We start from the raw sequence: 14,684 nt of genomic DNA on the forward strand, positions 1-14,684 counted from the left end.
CCAAACTGAGCAAGGACGTGTCTATAGGCTTCTGGCCTAGAATCAGCAGCAATGACTACCCCTGAGAATTCCAAGCCCACGCCTCGGCGTGGCATGAAGCAATTTTTCCGCCAACGCATCGTGGCCCAGATCGCCGTGGGCGTGGCGGGTCTGTGCGTGTGCGGCGCGGTATTGATCGGTCTGGCTGTGGCCCTCACGTGGCCCAACCTGCCCGCGTTGCACGCGATGACGGATTACCGTCCTAGCGTGCCGCTGCGCATCTACACGGCCGACGGCGAGTTGATCGGCGAATTCGGCCAAGAGCACCGTAATGTCGTGCCATTCGACCAGATCCCCGACGTCATGAAGCATGCCCTCTTGGCAGCCGAAGACGACGATTTTTACGAGCATGGCGGCATCGACTGGATGGGTATGGCGCGCGCCATGGTGACCAATTTGCTGCACATGTCCAAATCGCAGGGCGCCAGCACCATAACCATGCAGGCGGCGCGCAATTTTTATCTGTCTTCCGAAAAGACGTATTTGCGCAAGTTCTATGAACTGCTGCTGACTTTCAAGATTGAATCAGAGCTCACCAAGGACCAGATCCTGGAGCTCTACATGAACCAGATCTACCTGGGGCATCGTTCGTACGGATTTGAGGCTGCTTCTCGTACTTACCTGGGCAAGCCGCTGGCCGAAGTGACGCCCGCGGAAGCCGCATTGTTGGCCGGCATCCCCAAGGCGCCTTCGCGCTCGAACCCGATTACGAACCTGGACCGCGCGGTGACCCGGCAACACTATGTCCTGGGCCGCATGCAGGCGTTAGGCTATCTGACGCCCGAGCAAGCGCAGCAAGCGCGCGAGCAACCGCTGAAGATCCGTGGCAGTGGGGGCGCCGGGGACAACGAACTGAACGCGCGTGGCGAATATCCCGCTGAATTGGCCCGACAGATTATCTACGATCTGTTTCAAGACGGCGCCTATACCCGAGGCATCGACGTCTACACGACCATAGATTCCAAAGCCCAGCGCGCCGCCTATCAAGCCGTACGTCAGGGCGTGCTGGACTATACGCGTCGCGCGGCGTATCCCGGGCCCGAGGGGCAAGTCGAGCTGCCGCCCGGCATTGAAGAAGATGTGCAAGCATTCGAAGAGGTGCTCGACAATGTGCAGGACGAGCACCCCGACCGGGCCGATTTGCTCACCGGCGTCGTTCTGTCCGCCAGCCCCAGTGAGGTGGTCGTTGCGCGTAGCGCCAAAGACATCGTCAAGGTTTCCGACAAGAAATCCTTGGCCGTCATCGCCCGCGCGCTTTCGCCGCGCGCCAAAGAGCAACTGCGGATTCAGCGTGGGTCCATCGTGCGTCTGCATCAGACGGGTGATCATTGGGAAATCCTCAATACCCCCACGGTGCAGGCCGCACTGGTCTCGCTCGCTCCCCAAGACGGCGCCATCCGCGCCATGATCGGGGGGTTTGACTTCTATAGCGGATCGTTCAACCGTACCACGCAGGCGTTTCGTCAGCCGGGCTCCACGATCAAGCCGTTCGTCTATGCCGCCGCCCTGGAGCGGGGGCTGACGCCAGCGACGCAGATCTCCGATCAACCCTTTGTCCTGACAAACGGCTCGCGTACCTGGGCGCCCAAGAACGATGGCAACGACTATCAGCCCATGCAGACGCTGCGCCAAGCGCTGTATCGATCCAAGAACATGGTGTCTATCCGTATCCTGCAGGCCATCACGCCGCAGTATGCGCAAGATTATCTGACCCGATTTGGATTCGAGAAAAATCGCTGGCCGGCCGTGTTGCCGCTGGCACTGGGCGCGGGCGGGGCCACCCCGCTGCAGGTCGCTGATGCCTATGCGGTCTTCGCCAACGGGGGCTACCATGTGCCGCCCTACCTGATCTCCAAGGTGACCGACCGCGCGGGCAATGTATTGATGCAGGCGCAACCCGTCACCGCGGGCGATGAAACCGCGCGCGCAATCGACCCACGCACGGCCTGGGTGATGGACGATATGTTGCGCGGCGTGGCGAGCAAAGGCACCGGCGCGCGCGCGGGGCGCACGCTAAAACGCAGCGATCTAGGCGGCAAGACAGGCACCACCAACGACGCTGTGGACGTCTGGTTCGCCGGCTATACGCCCGAACTGGCGACCGCGGTGTGGATGGGATTCGACCAACCGAAGTCGCTAGGCAGCAACGCGTTCGGGAGCGGTCTGGCATTGTCGACATGGCTGGATTATTCCAAGCCCGTACTGAAAAACATGCCAGAGCAACCCCGCCGCGCCCGTCCAGACGGACTACTGGTGGCAGATGGCGAATACTATTTCACCGAATTCCCTCCCGGACAGGCCGTTGCGGCTCTGGATCTGCCCACGGGCGATCAACTGACGGATTTCCTGAACAACATGCGACCTGCCGACAATAGCCCCACGCAGGTTCGACCAATGGAAGGCGGAGAAAACGGTATGTCGCAGGTCGCTCCGCCCTCCGCTGGGAACCAAGTGCCGCTTGCCGGCACGGTGCCGCAGCCTCCATCGGCGCAAGTTCATCCCGCTGCGCCGGTTGCTGTCGCACCCGCGAGCCCCCCGGTCGCCCCCGCTGCTAGCCAGCCAAGCCGCGAGAATTATCTTCCACCAGGGGTGCGGAACGAAGCCTTGGCGATCCCCATTCCGCAGGCACCTCCTCCGGCGCGATGAACTAGGCGGCGCTCCTGTGCATTCCGTTACCAACCCCTGACGGAGTCTTGATAAGAATAAGTATTATTCGTGCTATCTTTGCGTTTTTGGGTCTCTACGAATCATAACGCGCATGCCGGCCGCCGCCACGATCAAAACCTGGTACCTCATCCACAAATGGACCAGCCTCGTCTGCACGGTGTTCTTGCTGGTCATTTGTTTGACCGGCCTGCCGCTGATTTTCCATCACGAGATTGAGGATCTGTTCGACGATGGCAAGCCCGTTGCCGAGCTGCCTGCCGACACGCCACGCGCCAGTCTGGATAAGGTCGTCACAGCCGCCAGGGCGCTGTATCCCAAGGAATATGTGGATTACGTCTACCTGGACGACCACGAGCCGCAGGTTTGGGTGGGCTTTGTGCCCGAACTCGGGACCGCCGTGGAAAAGGGCCATGCCGTGCGCGTCGATGCCCGCACGGCCGAGGTGCTGCATGACGCCCCGCCCTATTCCGAGGATCGTTTCTCCTTTATGGGGATCATGCTCGCGCTGCATGTGGACTTATATGCGGGTCTGGCGGGCGAGCTGTTCCTGGGATTCATGGGCCTGCTCTTTGTGATCGCGATCGTATCGGGCGTCGTGCTGTACGGTCCGTTCATGAAGAAGTTGGAATTCGGGACCGTCCGGGCTGCGCGATCCACCCGATTAAAGTGGCTGGACCTGCATAATCTGCTCGGCATCGTCACGCTGGTGTGGGCGTTCGTGGTCGGGCTTACCGGGGTCATCAACGAACTGTCCACGCCGTTATTCCGCCTGTGGCAGTCGACAGAACTGCCGCGTATTCTTGCCCCCTATCAAGGCCGCAGCGTACCTACGGAAGTCGCATCGGTGCAAAGCGCTGCCGATACGGCATTAACCGCGCTGCCCGGTCGCGAAGTGTCCTTCATCGCTTATCCCGGTAATCTCTATGGCAGCCCGCATCATTACGTGGTTTGGCTCAAAGGCAACACGCCGCTGACATCCAAACTCAACACCCCCGTGCTGGTCGATGGCGTCAATGGCGAACTCAGTGCGGTCGCGCGCATGCCTTGGTATCTGACCGCACTGGAGATATCACGCCCGCTGCACTTTGGCGACTATGGCGGCATGCCGCTAAAAATTCTGTGGGCGTTGCTCGATCTGATCACAATCGTCGTGCTCGGCAGCGGTCTTTACCTCTGGATCGCGCGTCGCAAGGCGAATAACGCCCGCGTCGCCGAACTCATCCGCCGTCATCAACTCACTGCCGCGCAGTCGTCCGCCACATGAGTACGCATCGTCGATTTTGGTTTGTGTGGGGCTGGCCCATCGCGCTGGGGTTGATCAGCATTTTTGGGTTGCTTGCGGCTTTATTGGGAACGGGCCTCTGGCACTGGGCGTCTTGGCTGTCCTTTACCGCATTGCTAGCGTTGATTGTTCGCTATTGGTGGTTCCCGACGGCGGACCGATCGCACACGCGCATCAGGGCGCGAGTTTAAACCCCAGGTCCGTACCCCATTTATCAGTTTCCCGCAGCCATTTGGATTCACAGGCCAGGCAGCGATAACGGTCTTCCCGACAACCTTCCCGCCCTCGCTGTGAAGAATAGATAAAGCCCTGATGCCCCAGATCGGCATGTGGTTTGATTCCGGACAGGCCCGGCATAATCGCCTGGCACGCTGGACACATAATGCTCATACCAACCTCTTTACCGTAATTGGCAAAGTGTAAGCGATCCTCCCAATTATTGACAGGTTCCGTCGATTATTAGCCGGGGGTCATTGCGACTCGGGTAGGGCCGCATAGCACGTCGCCAAGTGATAAGGCGTCGTGGCAGGCATATCGGCACGGACGAGTTGCCCCTCAGAGTCCAGGCATTCATGCCAGCCGCCGGCATGCAGGAAACGCTGTTGGAATTGGGTCAAGTGTATGGACAGCGCCGACCAATCACCCAGCACGGCCAGATAGCGCGCATATTCCGCCTGTGCCCAGATTCGTTGTGTTGGGTCGCTAATGCTTCCGTCTTCGCGCAGGGCCGCGCATACGCCCGAACTCTTAGGCATCACGCCCCGCTCGCGTGCCCAAATGCATCCACGCGGCAGTGTCACCGGCAACACGAGGTCGGCGAAGACTTCGGGTGCGTTCGCAAGAAGCGCATACCATTCGAACTGATGGCCGGGTTCGATAGCATTATCGACGGCTCGTGTTGGAGCTTCGGTAATGCATAAGGCCGAGGCATGCAGAAAGGTATCCGCCACCTCTTGCGCGGTTCTGCGCAGTTTCTGAGCAAACCAAGCCGGTTCGGCAACCCTTGCAGCAGCCAGATAGGCCTCGGTCAGGTGCATGATGGGATTCTGCGCCGGGCCGGCCATGACTTGTGTCCAATCCGCCGACATCGCCGCTTGATAAGTGCCATCGGCCGTGCGAAATCGGCCCTCGATCTGCTGCGCGGTCTGCAGCATGACTTGCCGCGCGTCGGCGCGGTGACAGCGGTCAAAATACGCAGCGCAGGCAAATACGATGAACGCGTGTGTGTAGAGGTCTTGCCTCTCGTCCAAGGGACGTCCTTCGGCATCGACGCTATATCGCCAGCCGCCGTGCTTGACGTCGCGGAAATAATGCAAGAGTGCGTCGAAGAGTCTCGCCGCATGCGCGTGATAGTCCTCACCTCGCGCGGTGGCGTACACATAGAGCTGTCTGGCACATGCCATCGCCCGATACCGTTGCACCGGCAACGGCTCACGCACATCGCCGCTGAGCGACTCGTAGGGCAGCCCCAGACTTGAATTGAAACCAGAGCCCGTCCACATAGGCAGAATCACGTCGTCGAAATGACGACGCAGCGAGGACATCGTACGGGAAAGCTCTGCGGATAAGGAATTGACCATCGGGCCAGGGGTGCGTGCTGCGCGCGCAATAAATCACAAAGTAGCAACGATAACTCAGATGCACACAAGTCAACGTTGTCAGACTCAAAGTCACTACTACTTATGCGTGCGAGCCGCCCCCTGCCGAATGCCTACATTAACGAACCAGATTTTCTTCTAGCCAATCTTGGGCAAAAATCTCTGCGCGGTCTCGTGCTTCATGCAACGATGCGCAGTCGCCCAAATAGGAAAAGGCGGCATCCACTTCGGTGCCTCCCTCAGCCGTTACCGTCAGCAGTACTCCATATCCGCCGGTATCCATGGCTGCCGTGGATACGTCGATCAGGACTTCCTGGTCATGATGCTGCATGCTTCCTCCCAGTCGGTTATCCAAACGCGTGAATCCACGCGCGACTTCGGCGGGATCCAGGCATACAAAAATTGGACTCGTCTTAGTCACGCAAGTTCATCTTACCGGTTAAGTTGGTCATGACCGCGCTCAAACCATAAGGAATCGTGACGAAACCTGCTGGGAGATTCCCTAATGGCTTGCAACACTGCTGCGCTGGTATGTATCACCCAGAACCAAGAAAGCGTCCGACGCATGGTTCCCGCATAGGCAGAACCGCGACGTGAGCGTGATAAAGACGGAGTAAAACCCGACCATCCCACCTGAATCGAGTCAAGGGGCATATCGGGGCATAGAACTGATAAAGACGGCGTTGTCCGCGAACTAAGCCAAATGAATCGCGTCAGGCGCCGACATACGCAACGACAGCCTGCCTTTTTCGGTGACCACTAGCTTGCCCTGCTCGCTTTCGGTCACACATGACAAGAGGATCAGACCTTCCCGGACGTTGGACGGGACGGCGTCCGCAATCAGACCGGCCTCGCGCTCAGCGGCGATGAGCTGCAGCCAATGAGCGAGTTCGCCCTGCTTTACATTGATACGTGGCATAGCGACGTCGTTGAAAGATTGGTGAAGCAGACCAATACGATAGCACGATCCTAGGGTTTTTACTGACACGGTCGTAGATTGACACGTGCGATATCGATCCATAAGATGACTGACGATTCACCAATCAGAATAACGAAAATGGAGACACGAGATGGCCGTTACCGCCCATGTCGACCGACTTCGCTCGCTCTATCGCGTGATCCGAACGATACGCACGGTAGAGAACAGCTTGACCAAGTTGTTTGCCGACGGCGAGGTGCCGGGCTTCATTCATCTGAGCGTAGGCCAGGAAGCCATCGCTGCTGGAGTGTGTGCGGCGTTGTCCGACCAGGACACGCTGGCGACCACCCACCGCGGCCATGGACACGTGCTCGCTCGCGGACTGTCTCTGGACCATTTTTTCAAAGAGGTCATGGGAAAAGCCGGCGGCGTCTGCGGCGGGCGCGGCGGCTCCATGCATGTCGCTGATATGGACATCGGCATTCTGGGGGCCAATGGCATCGTGGGCGCGGGTATTCCGATCGCGCTGGGCAGTGCACTGGCCCATCAGGTGCGCGCGACCGGCGGCGTGGCGGTGGCGTTCTTTGGCGATGGCGCGATGGCCGAGGGCGTCTTGCACGAAACGCTGAATATGGCCGCCCTGTGGAAATTGCCTCTGCTACTTGTGTGCGAGAACAATGGCTGGTCGGAGTTCTCGCCGACCAGTCGTCAATTCGCGGCGGCGCTCGAGGACATCGCAGCGGCGTTCAAGGTGCGGTATGCCAAAGTCGACGGCAACGATGTGCTGGCCGTCGCCGATGCCGCGCAAAGCACTGTCGCGCAGCTACGGCAAGGCGACGGGCCAGCCGTTCTGGAGTGCGTCACGCAGCGCGTGCGCGGCCACTATGAGGGAGACCCGCAAAAGTATCGCGCCGCCGATGAACTGGCCGCGTTAACCGACGACGATCCGGTCACGCGCACCGAAGCGCTATTGCGTCAGCATGGACTCAAGGACGAGGACATCGCTCAGATCACCCAGCAAGTAGAAGCCGAGGTGGACCAGGCCATCGACGCGGCACGCGCGGATGTGGAGCCCGATTATGCCGCTGCACTGCGCGACGTCTACACCGTTGTGGCGTGAAGGAAATCACGATGACTGAGATGAAGTTTGCCCAGGCCGTGAACGCGGCATTGTCCGACGCGATGCGCGCCGATCCAACCGTCATCGTGCTCGGCGAGGATATCGCCGCTGCCGGAGGGTCGTTTAAAGCCACTCGAGGACTACTGGACGAATTCGGCGCCTCGCGCGTGCGCGACACACCGATTTCGGAAGCCAGCCTTGCCTCGCTGGCCGTGGGCGCGGCGATGTCGGGCGTCAAGCCAGTGGTCGAGATCATGTTCATGGACTTCATCACGTTGGCCATGGATGCACTGGTGAATCAGGCGGCTAAGGCACGTTTTATGTTCGGCGGACGTTCGAGCGTTCCCATGGTGCTGCGCACGCCGCACGGCGGCGGGCTGAATGCAGGGCCGCAACACTCGCAATGCCTCGAAGCGTGGTTCGCGCATGTGCCAGGACTAAAAGTCGTGTGCCCGAGCACACCCGGAGATGCCTATGGCTTGCTGCGCTCGGCCATTGCGGACCCCGATCCGGTGATATTCATCGAGCACAAAGGCATGTACGGTCGCAAAGGCGAAGTTGACACCGCTGCGCAGATTGCAATCGGCGCGGCGCGCATCGCGCGGCCGGGACGTGACGTCACGCTGGTCACCTATGGCGCGACGGTGCACACGAGTTTGCAAGCCGCCGAACAGTTGGCGCGCGAGAACATCGAGGTTGAAGTCATCGATCTTCGCAGCATTCAGCCTTGGGACCAGGCGAGCGTGTTGCGCTCGCTGCAACGCACGCATCGGCTTGTCGTTGTTCACGAGGCGGTACAAGCGTTCGGGGTGGGTGCCGAGATCGCCGCCTGGGCTGCCGACGAGGCGTTTGATGAACTTGATGCCCCCGTGATGCGTGTCGCTGCGCCCTTCATGCCGGTGCCGTTTGCGCGGTCCCTGGAACATGAGTACGCCATCAACACCGATCGCATCTGCGAAGCGCTTCGCAAATCCGTTGCATAAGGAAGAATCGTATGAGCCAGGACACTGCTATCCGCGTGGCACGCCAGGGCCCGGTGGGGCTGTTGACGATCGACCGGCCCAAGACACTGAACGCCTTGGACATTCCTACTCTGTTGGAACTGGAAGCCGGCCTGACCGAACTGGAGCGCGATGAGGCGATCCGCGTCATCGTAGTAACAGGCAGCGGCGATCGCGCGTTTGTCGCGGGGGGCGATATCGCCGATCTGGACAGTCGACTAGGACTGGCGCACTACCAGGAATTCGCCGAGGTCATTCACCGCGTGTTTCGCCGTTTCGAAGACACCGACAAACCGACTATCGCCGCCGTCAATGGCTGGGCATTGGGTGGGGGCACCGAACTGATTTTGACGTTGGACATCCGGCTCGTGTCGGACAAGGCGCGGCTGGGTCTGCCAGAAATCAATTTGGGCCTCTTTCCTGGGGCTGGCGGCTCACAACGCCTGATCCGGCAGGTGCCACTTTGCCGCGCGAAGGAACTGATGTTCACCGGCAATCAGGTCACGGCGCAAGAGGCCGTGGATATTGGGCTTTGCAACCGCGTGGTCGCCTCGGAATCGTTGATGGAAGAGGCGCTCGCGCTCGCGCATCAAATCGCCAGCAAATCGCCGCTGGTGCTCAAGCTGCTCAAACGCAATCTACGCCAGGGCCAGGAAATGCCCCTGGGCGCCGCACTGGCGCATGAGCAAGCCATGATCGGGCTGGTACTGGATACCCAAGACGCCCATGAAGGCTGCCGCGCATTCCTTGACAAACGCAGTGCCGAATTCAAGGGGTATTAATCGTGCGGCGCGAACTTCTCATGCCCAAGCTCGGCCTTACCATGACAGAAGGCAGCATTGCTGACTGGATGGTGCAGCCCGGACAGTCCATTCAGAAAGGCCAGGCGCTGTTCGTGGTTGAAACCGACAAGGTGGCCAACGAAATCCCTGCGGAACAAAGCGGCACGTTACTCGAAATCGTCGTGCCGGTAGGGACGACGGTGCCGGTGGGCACGCTGATCGGCGTTTGGGATGACGGGATTGCGGCAACGGGACAAGAGACGGGCGAAGCGCCCCGCGCGACGGCTGAACCCACGCGTTCGGCTACCGCTGATAGGGCTGCGCCAACCTCACCTAACGACGCGGCCACTTCCCTGCATAACCGCGCCACCGAACCGCAAACAGGTGGTCGCCGTGTGGTGGCCACACCGTTGGCCCGACGACTGGCGAACGAGCGCGGTGTTTCGCTCCATGGCGTGCGGGGCACGGGACCAAAGGGGCGCATCGTCGCGCGTGATGTGCCGGATCAAGAGGCCGCAGAACCACTTCGCGGCGCTGACGTCGAAGCGGACGATGCCTACACCCTCATCGCTGCGACAAACCTGCAGACCACAATCGCCCGGCGTTTGACGCAAGGCAAGCAAGAAACCCCGCACTTTTATCTGGCGCTGGACGCTGAGGTGTCGCGGCTCGTGGCGTTGCGCAAGGAAATCAACGATGCGCAACCGCCTGTGCGCCTGACATTGAACCACTTCATCGTCATGGCCGTGGCGCGCGCCTTGTCGGATATGCCCGAGTCGAACCGCGTATGGTCAGACAACGGCATTCTGGCTTTCAAACGCATTGATGTGGGCGTGGCGGTCAGCACGGACCAAGGTCTGATGGCCCCCGCCGTGCGCGACGTCGGCGCAGTAGGGATAGGCGAGCTGGCCAGACGTCTAGACGCAGTTACAGCGGCCGCCCGCCAAGGCACACTCACCTCACGCGATATGGGCATGCCCGCCATCACAGTATCGAATGCCGGCATGCATAACGTGACCTATATGACTTCCATCATCAACCCGGGTCAGGCCATGATTCTGGGCGTGGGGAGCGTGAAAGGCGTGTTCCGCCCGGACGATGCCGGACAGCCCGTGCTACGCCAGGAAATGGGCCTGGTGCTTTCGGCCGATCATCGCATCATGGACGGCGTGAGCGCATTGAAATTCCTGAATCGCATCGTGGACCTGCTGGCCCGGCCGGCGCAGCTGCTTGTGAACTGAGGCCCACCTGCGGCGCCGCCTGGAAGATCGAATATGAACCCATCGCAGAGGACCGCCATGACTGTCACCCATACGCTTGCTGCTTTTGTTGTCCGCCTGAGAGAGCCCGACGCGATCCCCGAGCGCGTCTTGGAAAAGGCCCGCGTGTGCCTTCTCAATGGCTATGGAATAGGCTTGGCGAGCTTCAACACGCCATACAGCCGAGTGGCAGCGGATGCCGCGCTGGCCATCGACGGAGAGCGCGCCGATGGGGCGACCTTGTTGGTTGACGGACGCAAGACATCAATGCTCGGCGCGGCGCTTGCCAACGCTGCCCTCTTTCACGGGCGCGCCCAGGAAGATGCGAGCGGCGCGGCCCACCTGGGCGCGATTTTGATTCCGCTACTGACCGCTGCCATCGAGACCGGGCGCGTGCCGGCCGAGCGTCTGCTGGCGTCCTTAGTTGCCGGATATGAAGTGGGCGGCCTGATGGAAAAGGCGTATGCGGGTTATACGACACCAGTCGGATTTCGTGCGTCGACACTGTATGGCGCACTGGCCGCGGCCGCGGCTGCGGCAACGGCGCTGGATCTGGATGAAGAGAAAACAGCAGCGGCGATAGCCAATGCGGCTTCGTTCGCGGGTGGCGTCCTGCAGTCATTCGCAGACGGCACGGATGAATGGCGTTATCAACTGGGCATCACGGCCCGTAACGGCTGGATTGCGGCCGAACTCGCCCGGGCGGGCTCTGTTTCGGCACCCCATGCCATCGAGGGCAAGGCCGGTTTTGTTCGAGCCTTTGCGCGCGTCGATTGTGATCCGCAAGCGATATTGAGCGAGCTTGGAAAAGCCTGGTTTATCGATCGTGTAGTGTTCAAGCCTTATCCTGTGTGTGCGTTCAATCAGACGCCCGTCAATGCCGCGCTGAACTTGCGTCAACGACTCGATGGCAAACGGCCCGCCCGTATTCGCGTGCGAATGAACCCCTATGAGACTGGCTATGCCGGCATGGACAGTCGCGGCCCGTTCCATTCGGTGTCGGGCACGCTAATGAGTATCCCCTTCTGCATCGCGCAGACCCTGATCCATGGCACGCCAAAGCTGCGCGACATGATGGTGTATGACGATGCGGATGTGGCGCAATTAATTGCATGCACCGAGCTTGTCAGCGATCCGGCCGTCGCCACACTCAGTTGCGTGATCGAGGCGGAATTCGACGACGGTACGGCGCCAATCACGGAAACCTTGCGAATGACGACTAAGGACTACGACTACGACCGCAGTCAACTTCGCGCGCTGATTCACCGTGTTTGTAGCGAAGTGGGGGTGGATACTGCTTCCTGCGATGCGATGGAGGAGTTTGTCAATGCGCCAGGACAGGCTGGCGTTGAACGCGTACTCCAACAATTTGCAGCGCTGCGCGCGCAGGCCCGAGCATGACTGCGACGAAGGACCTTATCGTTATTGGCGGGGGGCCTGCCGGTTATGTGGCAGCAATACGCGCCAGCCAGCTGGGCATACGCACGCGTCTGGTTGAACGCGAAAACCTGGGCGGAATTTGCCTGAACTGGGGGTGTATCCCCACCAAGGCGCTGCTGCATGCGGCTGACGTGCTAAATCAGTTGCGTGGCGCGCAAGAACTGGGGCTGGTGGTGCCCGAGGGCGTCCATGCCGATCTGCCGCGTGTGGTGCAGCGCTCGCGCGAAGTCGCGCAACGCTTGCGTCAAGGTGTGCAGCATCTGTTGAAAAAGCACAAGGTCGAGGTCATCGTCGGGCAGGCTCGATTAAACGGGCCCGGCATCGTAGAGATCACGGGGGACAGCCCGCAAACACTGCGCGCCGACGCGATTCTAATTGCCACTGGCGCGCGACCCCGGGCGGTCGATGCCCTGCCCGTTGACGGTGATCGCGTCTGGAACTATCGCCATGCACTGACTGCCGCGTCGCTGCCGCAGACCTTGCTGATCGTGGGCGCGGGCGCGATCGGCATGGAGTTCGCAAGCTTCTACGCCGACCTGGGCACCCAGGTCACGGTGATCGAAGCGCAGGCGCGCGTTTTGCCCGTTGAAGACCAGGAGATCTCGGATCATGTCGCCCGCGCGTTTCAGAAGCGCGGCATCAATGTATTGACGCAAACCTCGGCCACGCTGCAGGCGGTCGACGCTACCGCGGCACACGTCGCCTTGTCTACCGAAGGCGGCGAGACGTGCGTCGCGTCTTTTGACCGTGTGCTAGTGTGCGCAGGCGTGGTCGGCAATAGCGAAGACCTGGGGCTTGAAACCACGCGCGTGGTCTGCCGCAATGGCTGTATCGACGTGGATGGGGTCGGGCGCACGGCCGAACCGGGTATCTATGCTGCGGGCGACATATGCGGCGCGCCCATGCTCGCGCATAAGGCCAGCCACGAGGCGATACGCTGCGTCGAGGCATGGACGGGCGTGGCAGCCCCTGGGGTACCGGCACGCATTCCCAGCTGCACGTATTGCCGGCCTCAGGTTGCGAGCATTGGCTTGACCGAGGCACAAGCACGTCAGTCCGAGCGGCTGCTATCGGTCGGCCGATTTCCCTTTCATGGCAATGGAAAAGCGCTGGCGATCAATCACCCCGAAGGGTTCGTCAAAACAATTTTCGACAGCCAGACCGGTGAGCTGTTGGGCGCACACCTCGTTGGCCCTGATGTGACGGAGCTGATCCAGGGTTTATCGCTGGCGCAGCAGCTCGAGGCGACCGAAGAGGACTTCATGCACCACATTTTTGCCCACCCGACCCTGTCAGAAGCCATCGGCGAATCGGTGCTTCACGCATACGGCCGCGCCATTCATCTCTGACTCACCCGGACCCAAAACTTAGAGACCGCAGACATGGACTTTGAACTCACAGAAGAACAACGCATGATCGCCACGTCGGCGCGTCAGCTGGGCGAACGCTTCGGCCCGGAGTACTGGCGCAGAATCGATGTTGCCAAGCAGTTTCCCACCGAATGCTGGAAGGCGATCTGCGATGCCGGCCTGTGCGGCGTTGCGTTGCCCAGCGAATATGGGGGATCGGGTCTGGGCGTACTGGAGATGGCGCTTATCATCGAAAACCTGGCCGCGGCGGGCGCGGGTAGCACGGTGGGTCAAATGTTCATGATCAACCCGATCTTTGGCGGGGTATCGATCAGTAAATTCGGCTCGAGCGAAATGAAGCAGGAGCTCTTGCCCAAGCTGATCTCGGGCGACATGAATTTCTGCATGGCATTGACCGAGCCGGACGCCGGCACCAACACCCTGGAAATCCGCAGCTTTGCGCGACAGCAAGGCGATGGCTGGCGCTTGAACGGCCGAAAAATCTGGATCACCGCCGTCGACAGCGCCCAGAAAATGCTGGTGGTCGCGCGTACAAAGAAAATCGAGGAATCCAGGTCGCGCAGTGATGGCCTGTCGATGTTCATGATCGATGTGGATCGCCCTGGGCTTACCCACTCGGCCATCGACAAGGTGGGCACGAATACGCTGGCGTCGAGCTCGGTCTTCTTCGACGACGTGGAAATCCATCCGCACGAGCTCGTCGGCACCCTGCATGGTGGCTGGCGTGAACTGCTGGATGTGCTCAATACCGAACGCATTGTCACGACAGCTGGTCTGGTGGGCACGTGCGAATTGGCATTGAAACTGGCCGTGGATTACGCCAACGATCGCAAGGTGTTTGGCGACCGGCCAGTAAGTGCCTATCAAGGCTTGCAGTTCCCACTGGCCCAGTGCTATGCCGAAAATGAAGCCGCGCGCTTATTGAACTACAAAGCTGCTTCAAACTTCGACCGCGGACTGTCGTATGGCAGCGAGGCGAACGCCGCCAAGCTGCTGGCCGCGCAAGTCGCCGCACGCACCACCGAGCGCGCCATGCAGACCATGGGGGGCATGGGGTATTCCAAGGAATATCATGTCGAGCGCCTGTGGCGAGACTGCAGGCTGTTCCGCTTTGCGCCGATTTCCGAAGAGATGATTCTGAACTACATTGCCATGCACGACCTGGGCATGCCGAAATCATATTAATTGGAACACGCACACAAGGCAG

14 protein-coding genes are annotated in these 14,684 nt (G+C 60.4%); 10 read left to right on the forward strand and 4 right to left on the reverse strand.

Annotation, left to right across the window (positions count from 1 at the left end):
- Nucleotides 1-51: 51 nt before the first annotated feature.
- From GOQ25_RS05445 to GOQ25_RS19480, 3 genes are all read left to right on the forward strand, one after another.
- Entirely contained in the window at nt 52-2,685 is a 2,634-nt protein-coding gene (locus GOQ25_RS05445; RefSeq protein ID WP_160349440.1) for a penicillin-binding protein 1A, read from the forward strand.
- Between the two features lie 112 nt (nt 2,686-2,797).
- A complete protein-coding gene (locus GOQ25_RS05450; protein WP_160349441.1) occupies nt 2,798-3,970 on the forward strand; it encodes a PepSY domain-containing protein in 1,173 nt (390 codons plus the stop codon).
- A complete protein-coding gene (locus tag GOQ25_RS19480) occupies nt 3,967-4,179 on the forward strand; it encodes a hypothetical protein (RefSeq protein WP_236844495.1) in 213 nt (70 codons plus the stop codon). The genes GOQ25_RS05450 and GOQ25_RS19480 overlap by 4 nt, the downstream gene beginning before the upstream one ends.
- Here GOQ25_RS19480 and GOQ25_RS19755 read toward each other — a convergent pair.
- The 4 genes from GOQ25_RS19755 to GOQ25_RS05465 all read right to left on the reverse strand — a co-directional run bounded on the left by GOQ25_RS19755 (nt 4,163) and on the right by GOQ25_RS05465 (nt 6,505).
- Entirely contained in the window at nt 4,163-4,378 is a 216-nt protein-coding gene (locus GOQ25_RS19755; protein ID WP_336603779.1) for a hypothetical protein, read from the reverse strand. The two genes, GOQ25_RS19480 and GOQ25_RS19755, sit on opposite strands and share 17 nt — an antisense overlap.
- 80 nt (nt 4,379-4,458) lie before the next feature.
- Nucleotides 4,459-5,568, reverse strand: coding sequence for an AGE family epimerase/isomerase (locus GOQ25_RS05455; RefSeq protein WP_160349442.1), 1,110 nt, complete (start codon nt 5,566-5,568; stop codon nt 4,459-4,461).
- 136 nt (nt 5,569-5,704) lie between these two features.
- Nucleotides 5,705-5,917: a hypothetical protein gene (locus tag GOQ25_RS05460; protein ID WP_160349469.1), complete on the reverse strand. Its 213-nt coding sequence runs from the start codon at nt 5,915-5,917 to the stop codon at nt 5,705-5,707.
- Between the two features lie 363 nt (nt 5,918-6,280).
- Nucleotides 6,281-6,505: a hypothetical protein gene (locus GOQ25_RS05465; protein WP_160349443.1), complete on the reverse strand. Its 225-nt coding sequence runs from the start codon at nt 6,503-6,505 to the stop codon at nt 6,281-6,283.
- A 151-nt stretch (nt 6,506-6,656) separates the two neighbouring features.
- Between GOQ25_RS05465 and GOQ25_RS05470 the strand changes: the two genes are divergently transcribed.
- From GOQ25_RS05470 to GOQ25_RS05500, 7 genes are read left to right on the forward strand one after another with little or no spacing between them, the layout of a single operon-like run.
- Nucleotides 6,657-7,625: a thiamine pyrophosphate-dependent dehydrogenase E1 component subunit alpha gene (locus tag GOQ25_RS05470; protein ID WP_160349444.1), complete on the forward strand. Its 969-nt coding sequence runs from the start codon at nt 6,657-6,659 to the stop codon at nt 7,623-7,625.
- A gap of 11 nt (nt 7,626-7,636) precedes the next feature.
- Complete coding sequence (locus GOQ25_RS05475) at nt 7,637-8,608, forward strand: alpha-ketoacid dehydrogenase subunit beta (RefSeq protein WP_160349445.1); 972 nt, start codon at nt 7,637-7,639, stop codon at nt 8,606-8,608.
- Nucleotides 8,609-8,619: 11 nt separating this feature from the next.
- Entirely contained in the window at nt 8,620-9,408 is a 789-nt protein-coding gene (locus tag GOQ25_RS05480; protein WP_160349446.1) for an enoyl-CoA hydratase/isomerase family protein, read from the forward strand.
- A 20-nt stretch (nt 9,409-9,428) separates the two neighbouring features.
- Nucleotides 9,429-10,649, forward strand: a complete 1,221-nt coding sequence (locus GOQ25_RS05485; protein ID WP_202109338.1) for a dihydrolipoamide acetyltransferase family protein — start codon at nt 9,429-9,431, stop codon at nt 10,647-10,649.
- 57 nt (nt 10,650-10,706) lie between these two features.
- On the forward strand, nt 10,707-12,068 hold the full coding sequence (locus GOQ25_RS05490; RefSeq protein ID WP_160349448.1) for an MmgE/PrpD family protein: 1,362 nt from the start codon (nt 10,707-10,709) through the stop codon (nt 12,066-12,068).
- A complete protein-coding gene (lpdA, locus tag GOQ25_RS05495) occupies nt 12,065-13,456 on the forward strand; it encodes a dihydrolipoyl dehydrogenase (protein ID WP_160349449.1) in 1,392 nt (463 codons plus the stop codon). Before GOQ25_RS05490 ends, lpdA begins: the two co-directional genes overlap by 4 nt.
- A 33-nt stretch (nt 13,457-13,489) precedes the next feature.
- Nucleotides 13,490-14,662, forward strand: coding sequence for an acyl-CoA dehydrogenase family protein (locus GOQ25_RS05500; protein ID WP_160349450.1), 1,173 nt, complete (start codon nt 13,490-13,492; stop codon nt 14,660-14,662).
- The last annotated feature ends 22 nt before the right edge of the window (nt 14,663-14,684 follow it).

It is taken from the genome of Bordetella sp. 15P40C-2 (assembly GCF_009763235.1).
Lineage (GTDB): Bacteria > Pseudomonadota > Gammaproteobacteria > Burkholderiales > Burkholderiaceae_B > Bordetella_A.

Bases quoted from the DNA above. Each gene is read 5' to 3' on its own strand.
- GOQ25_RS05445 (WP_160349440.1), top strand. From the start codon at position 52: ATGACTACCCCTGAGAATTCCAAGCCCACGCCTCGGCGTGGCATGAAG.
- GOQ25_RS05465 (WP_160349443.1), bottom strand. From the start codon at position 6,505: ATGCCACGTATCAATGTAAAGCAGGGCGAACTCGCTCATTGGCTGCAG.
- GOQ25_RS05455 (WP_160349442.1), bottom strand. From the start codon at position 5,568: ATGGTCAATTCCTTATCCGCAGAGCTTTCCCGTACGATGTCCTCGCTG.
- GOQ25_RS05475 (WP_160349445.1), top strand. From the start codon at position 7,637: ATGACTGAGATGAAGTTTGCCCAGGCCGTGAACGCGGCATTGTCCGAC.
- lpdA (WP_160349449.1), top strand. From the start codon at position 12,065: ATGACTGCGACGAAGGACCTTATCGTTATTGGCGGGGGGCCTGCCGGT.
- GOQ25_RS05490 (WP_160349448.1), top strand. From the start codon at position 10,707: ATGACTGTCACCCATACGCTTGCTGCTTTTGTTGTCCGCCTGAGAGAG.
- GOQ25_RS05470 (WP_160349444.1), top strand. From the start codon at position 6,657: ATGGCCGTTACCGCCCATGTCGACCGACTTCGCTCGCTCTATCGCGTG.
- GOQ25_RS19755 (WP_336603779.1), bottom strand. From the start codon at position 4,378: ATGAGCATTATGTGTCCAGCGTGCCAGGCGATTATGCCGGGCCTGTCC.
- GOQ25_RS05450 (WP_160349441.1), top strand. From the start codon at position 2,798: ATGCCGGCCGCCGCCACGATCAAAACCTGGTACCTCATCCACAAATGG.
- GOQ25_RS05500 (WP_160349450.1), top strand. From the start codon at position 13,490: ATGGACTTTGAACTCACAGAAGAACAACGCATGATCGCCACGTCGGCG.
- GOQ25_RS05485 (WP_202109338.1), top strand. From the start codon at position 9,429: ATGCCCAAGCTCGGCCTTACCATGACAGAAGGCAGCATTGCTGACTGG.
- GOQ25_RS05460 (WP_160349469.1), bottom strand. From the start codon at position 5,917: ATGCAGCATCATGACCAGGAAGTCCTGATCGACGTATCCACGGCAGCC.
- GOQ25_RS19480 (WP_236844495.1), top strand. From the start codon at position 3,967: ATGAGTACGCATCGTCGATTTTGGTTTGTGTGGGGCTGGCCCATCGCG.
- GOQ25_RS05480 (WP_160349446.1), top strand. From the start codon at position 8,620: ATGAGCCAGGACACTGCTATCCGCGTGGCACGCCAGGGCCCGGTGGGG.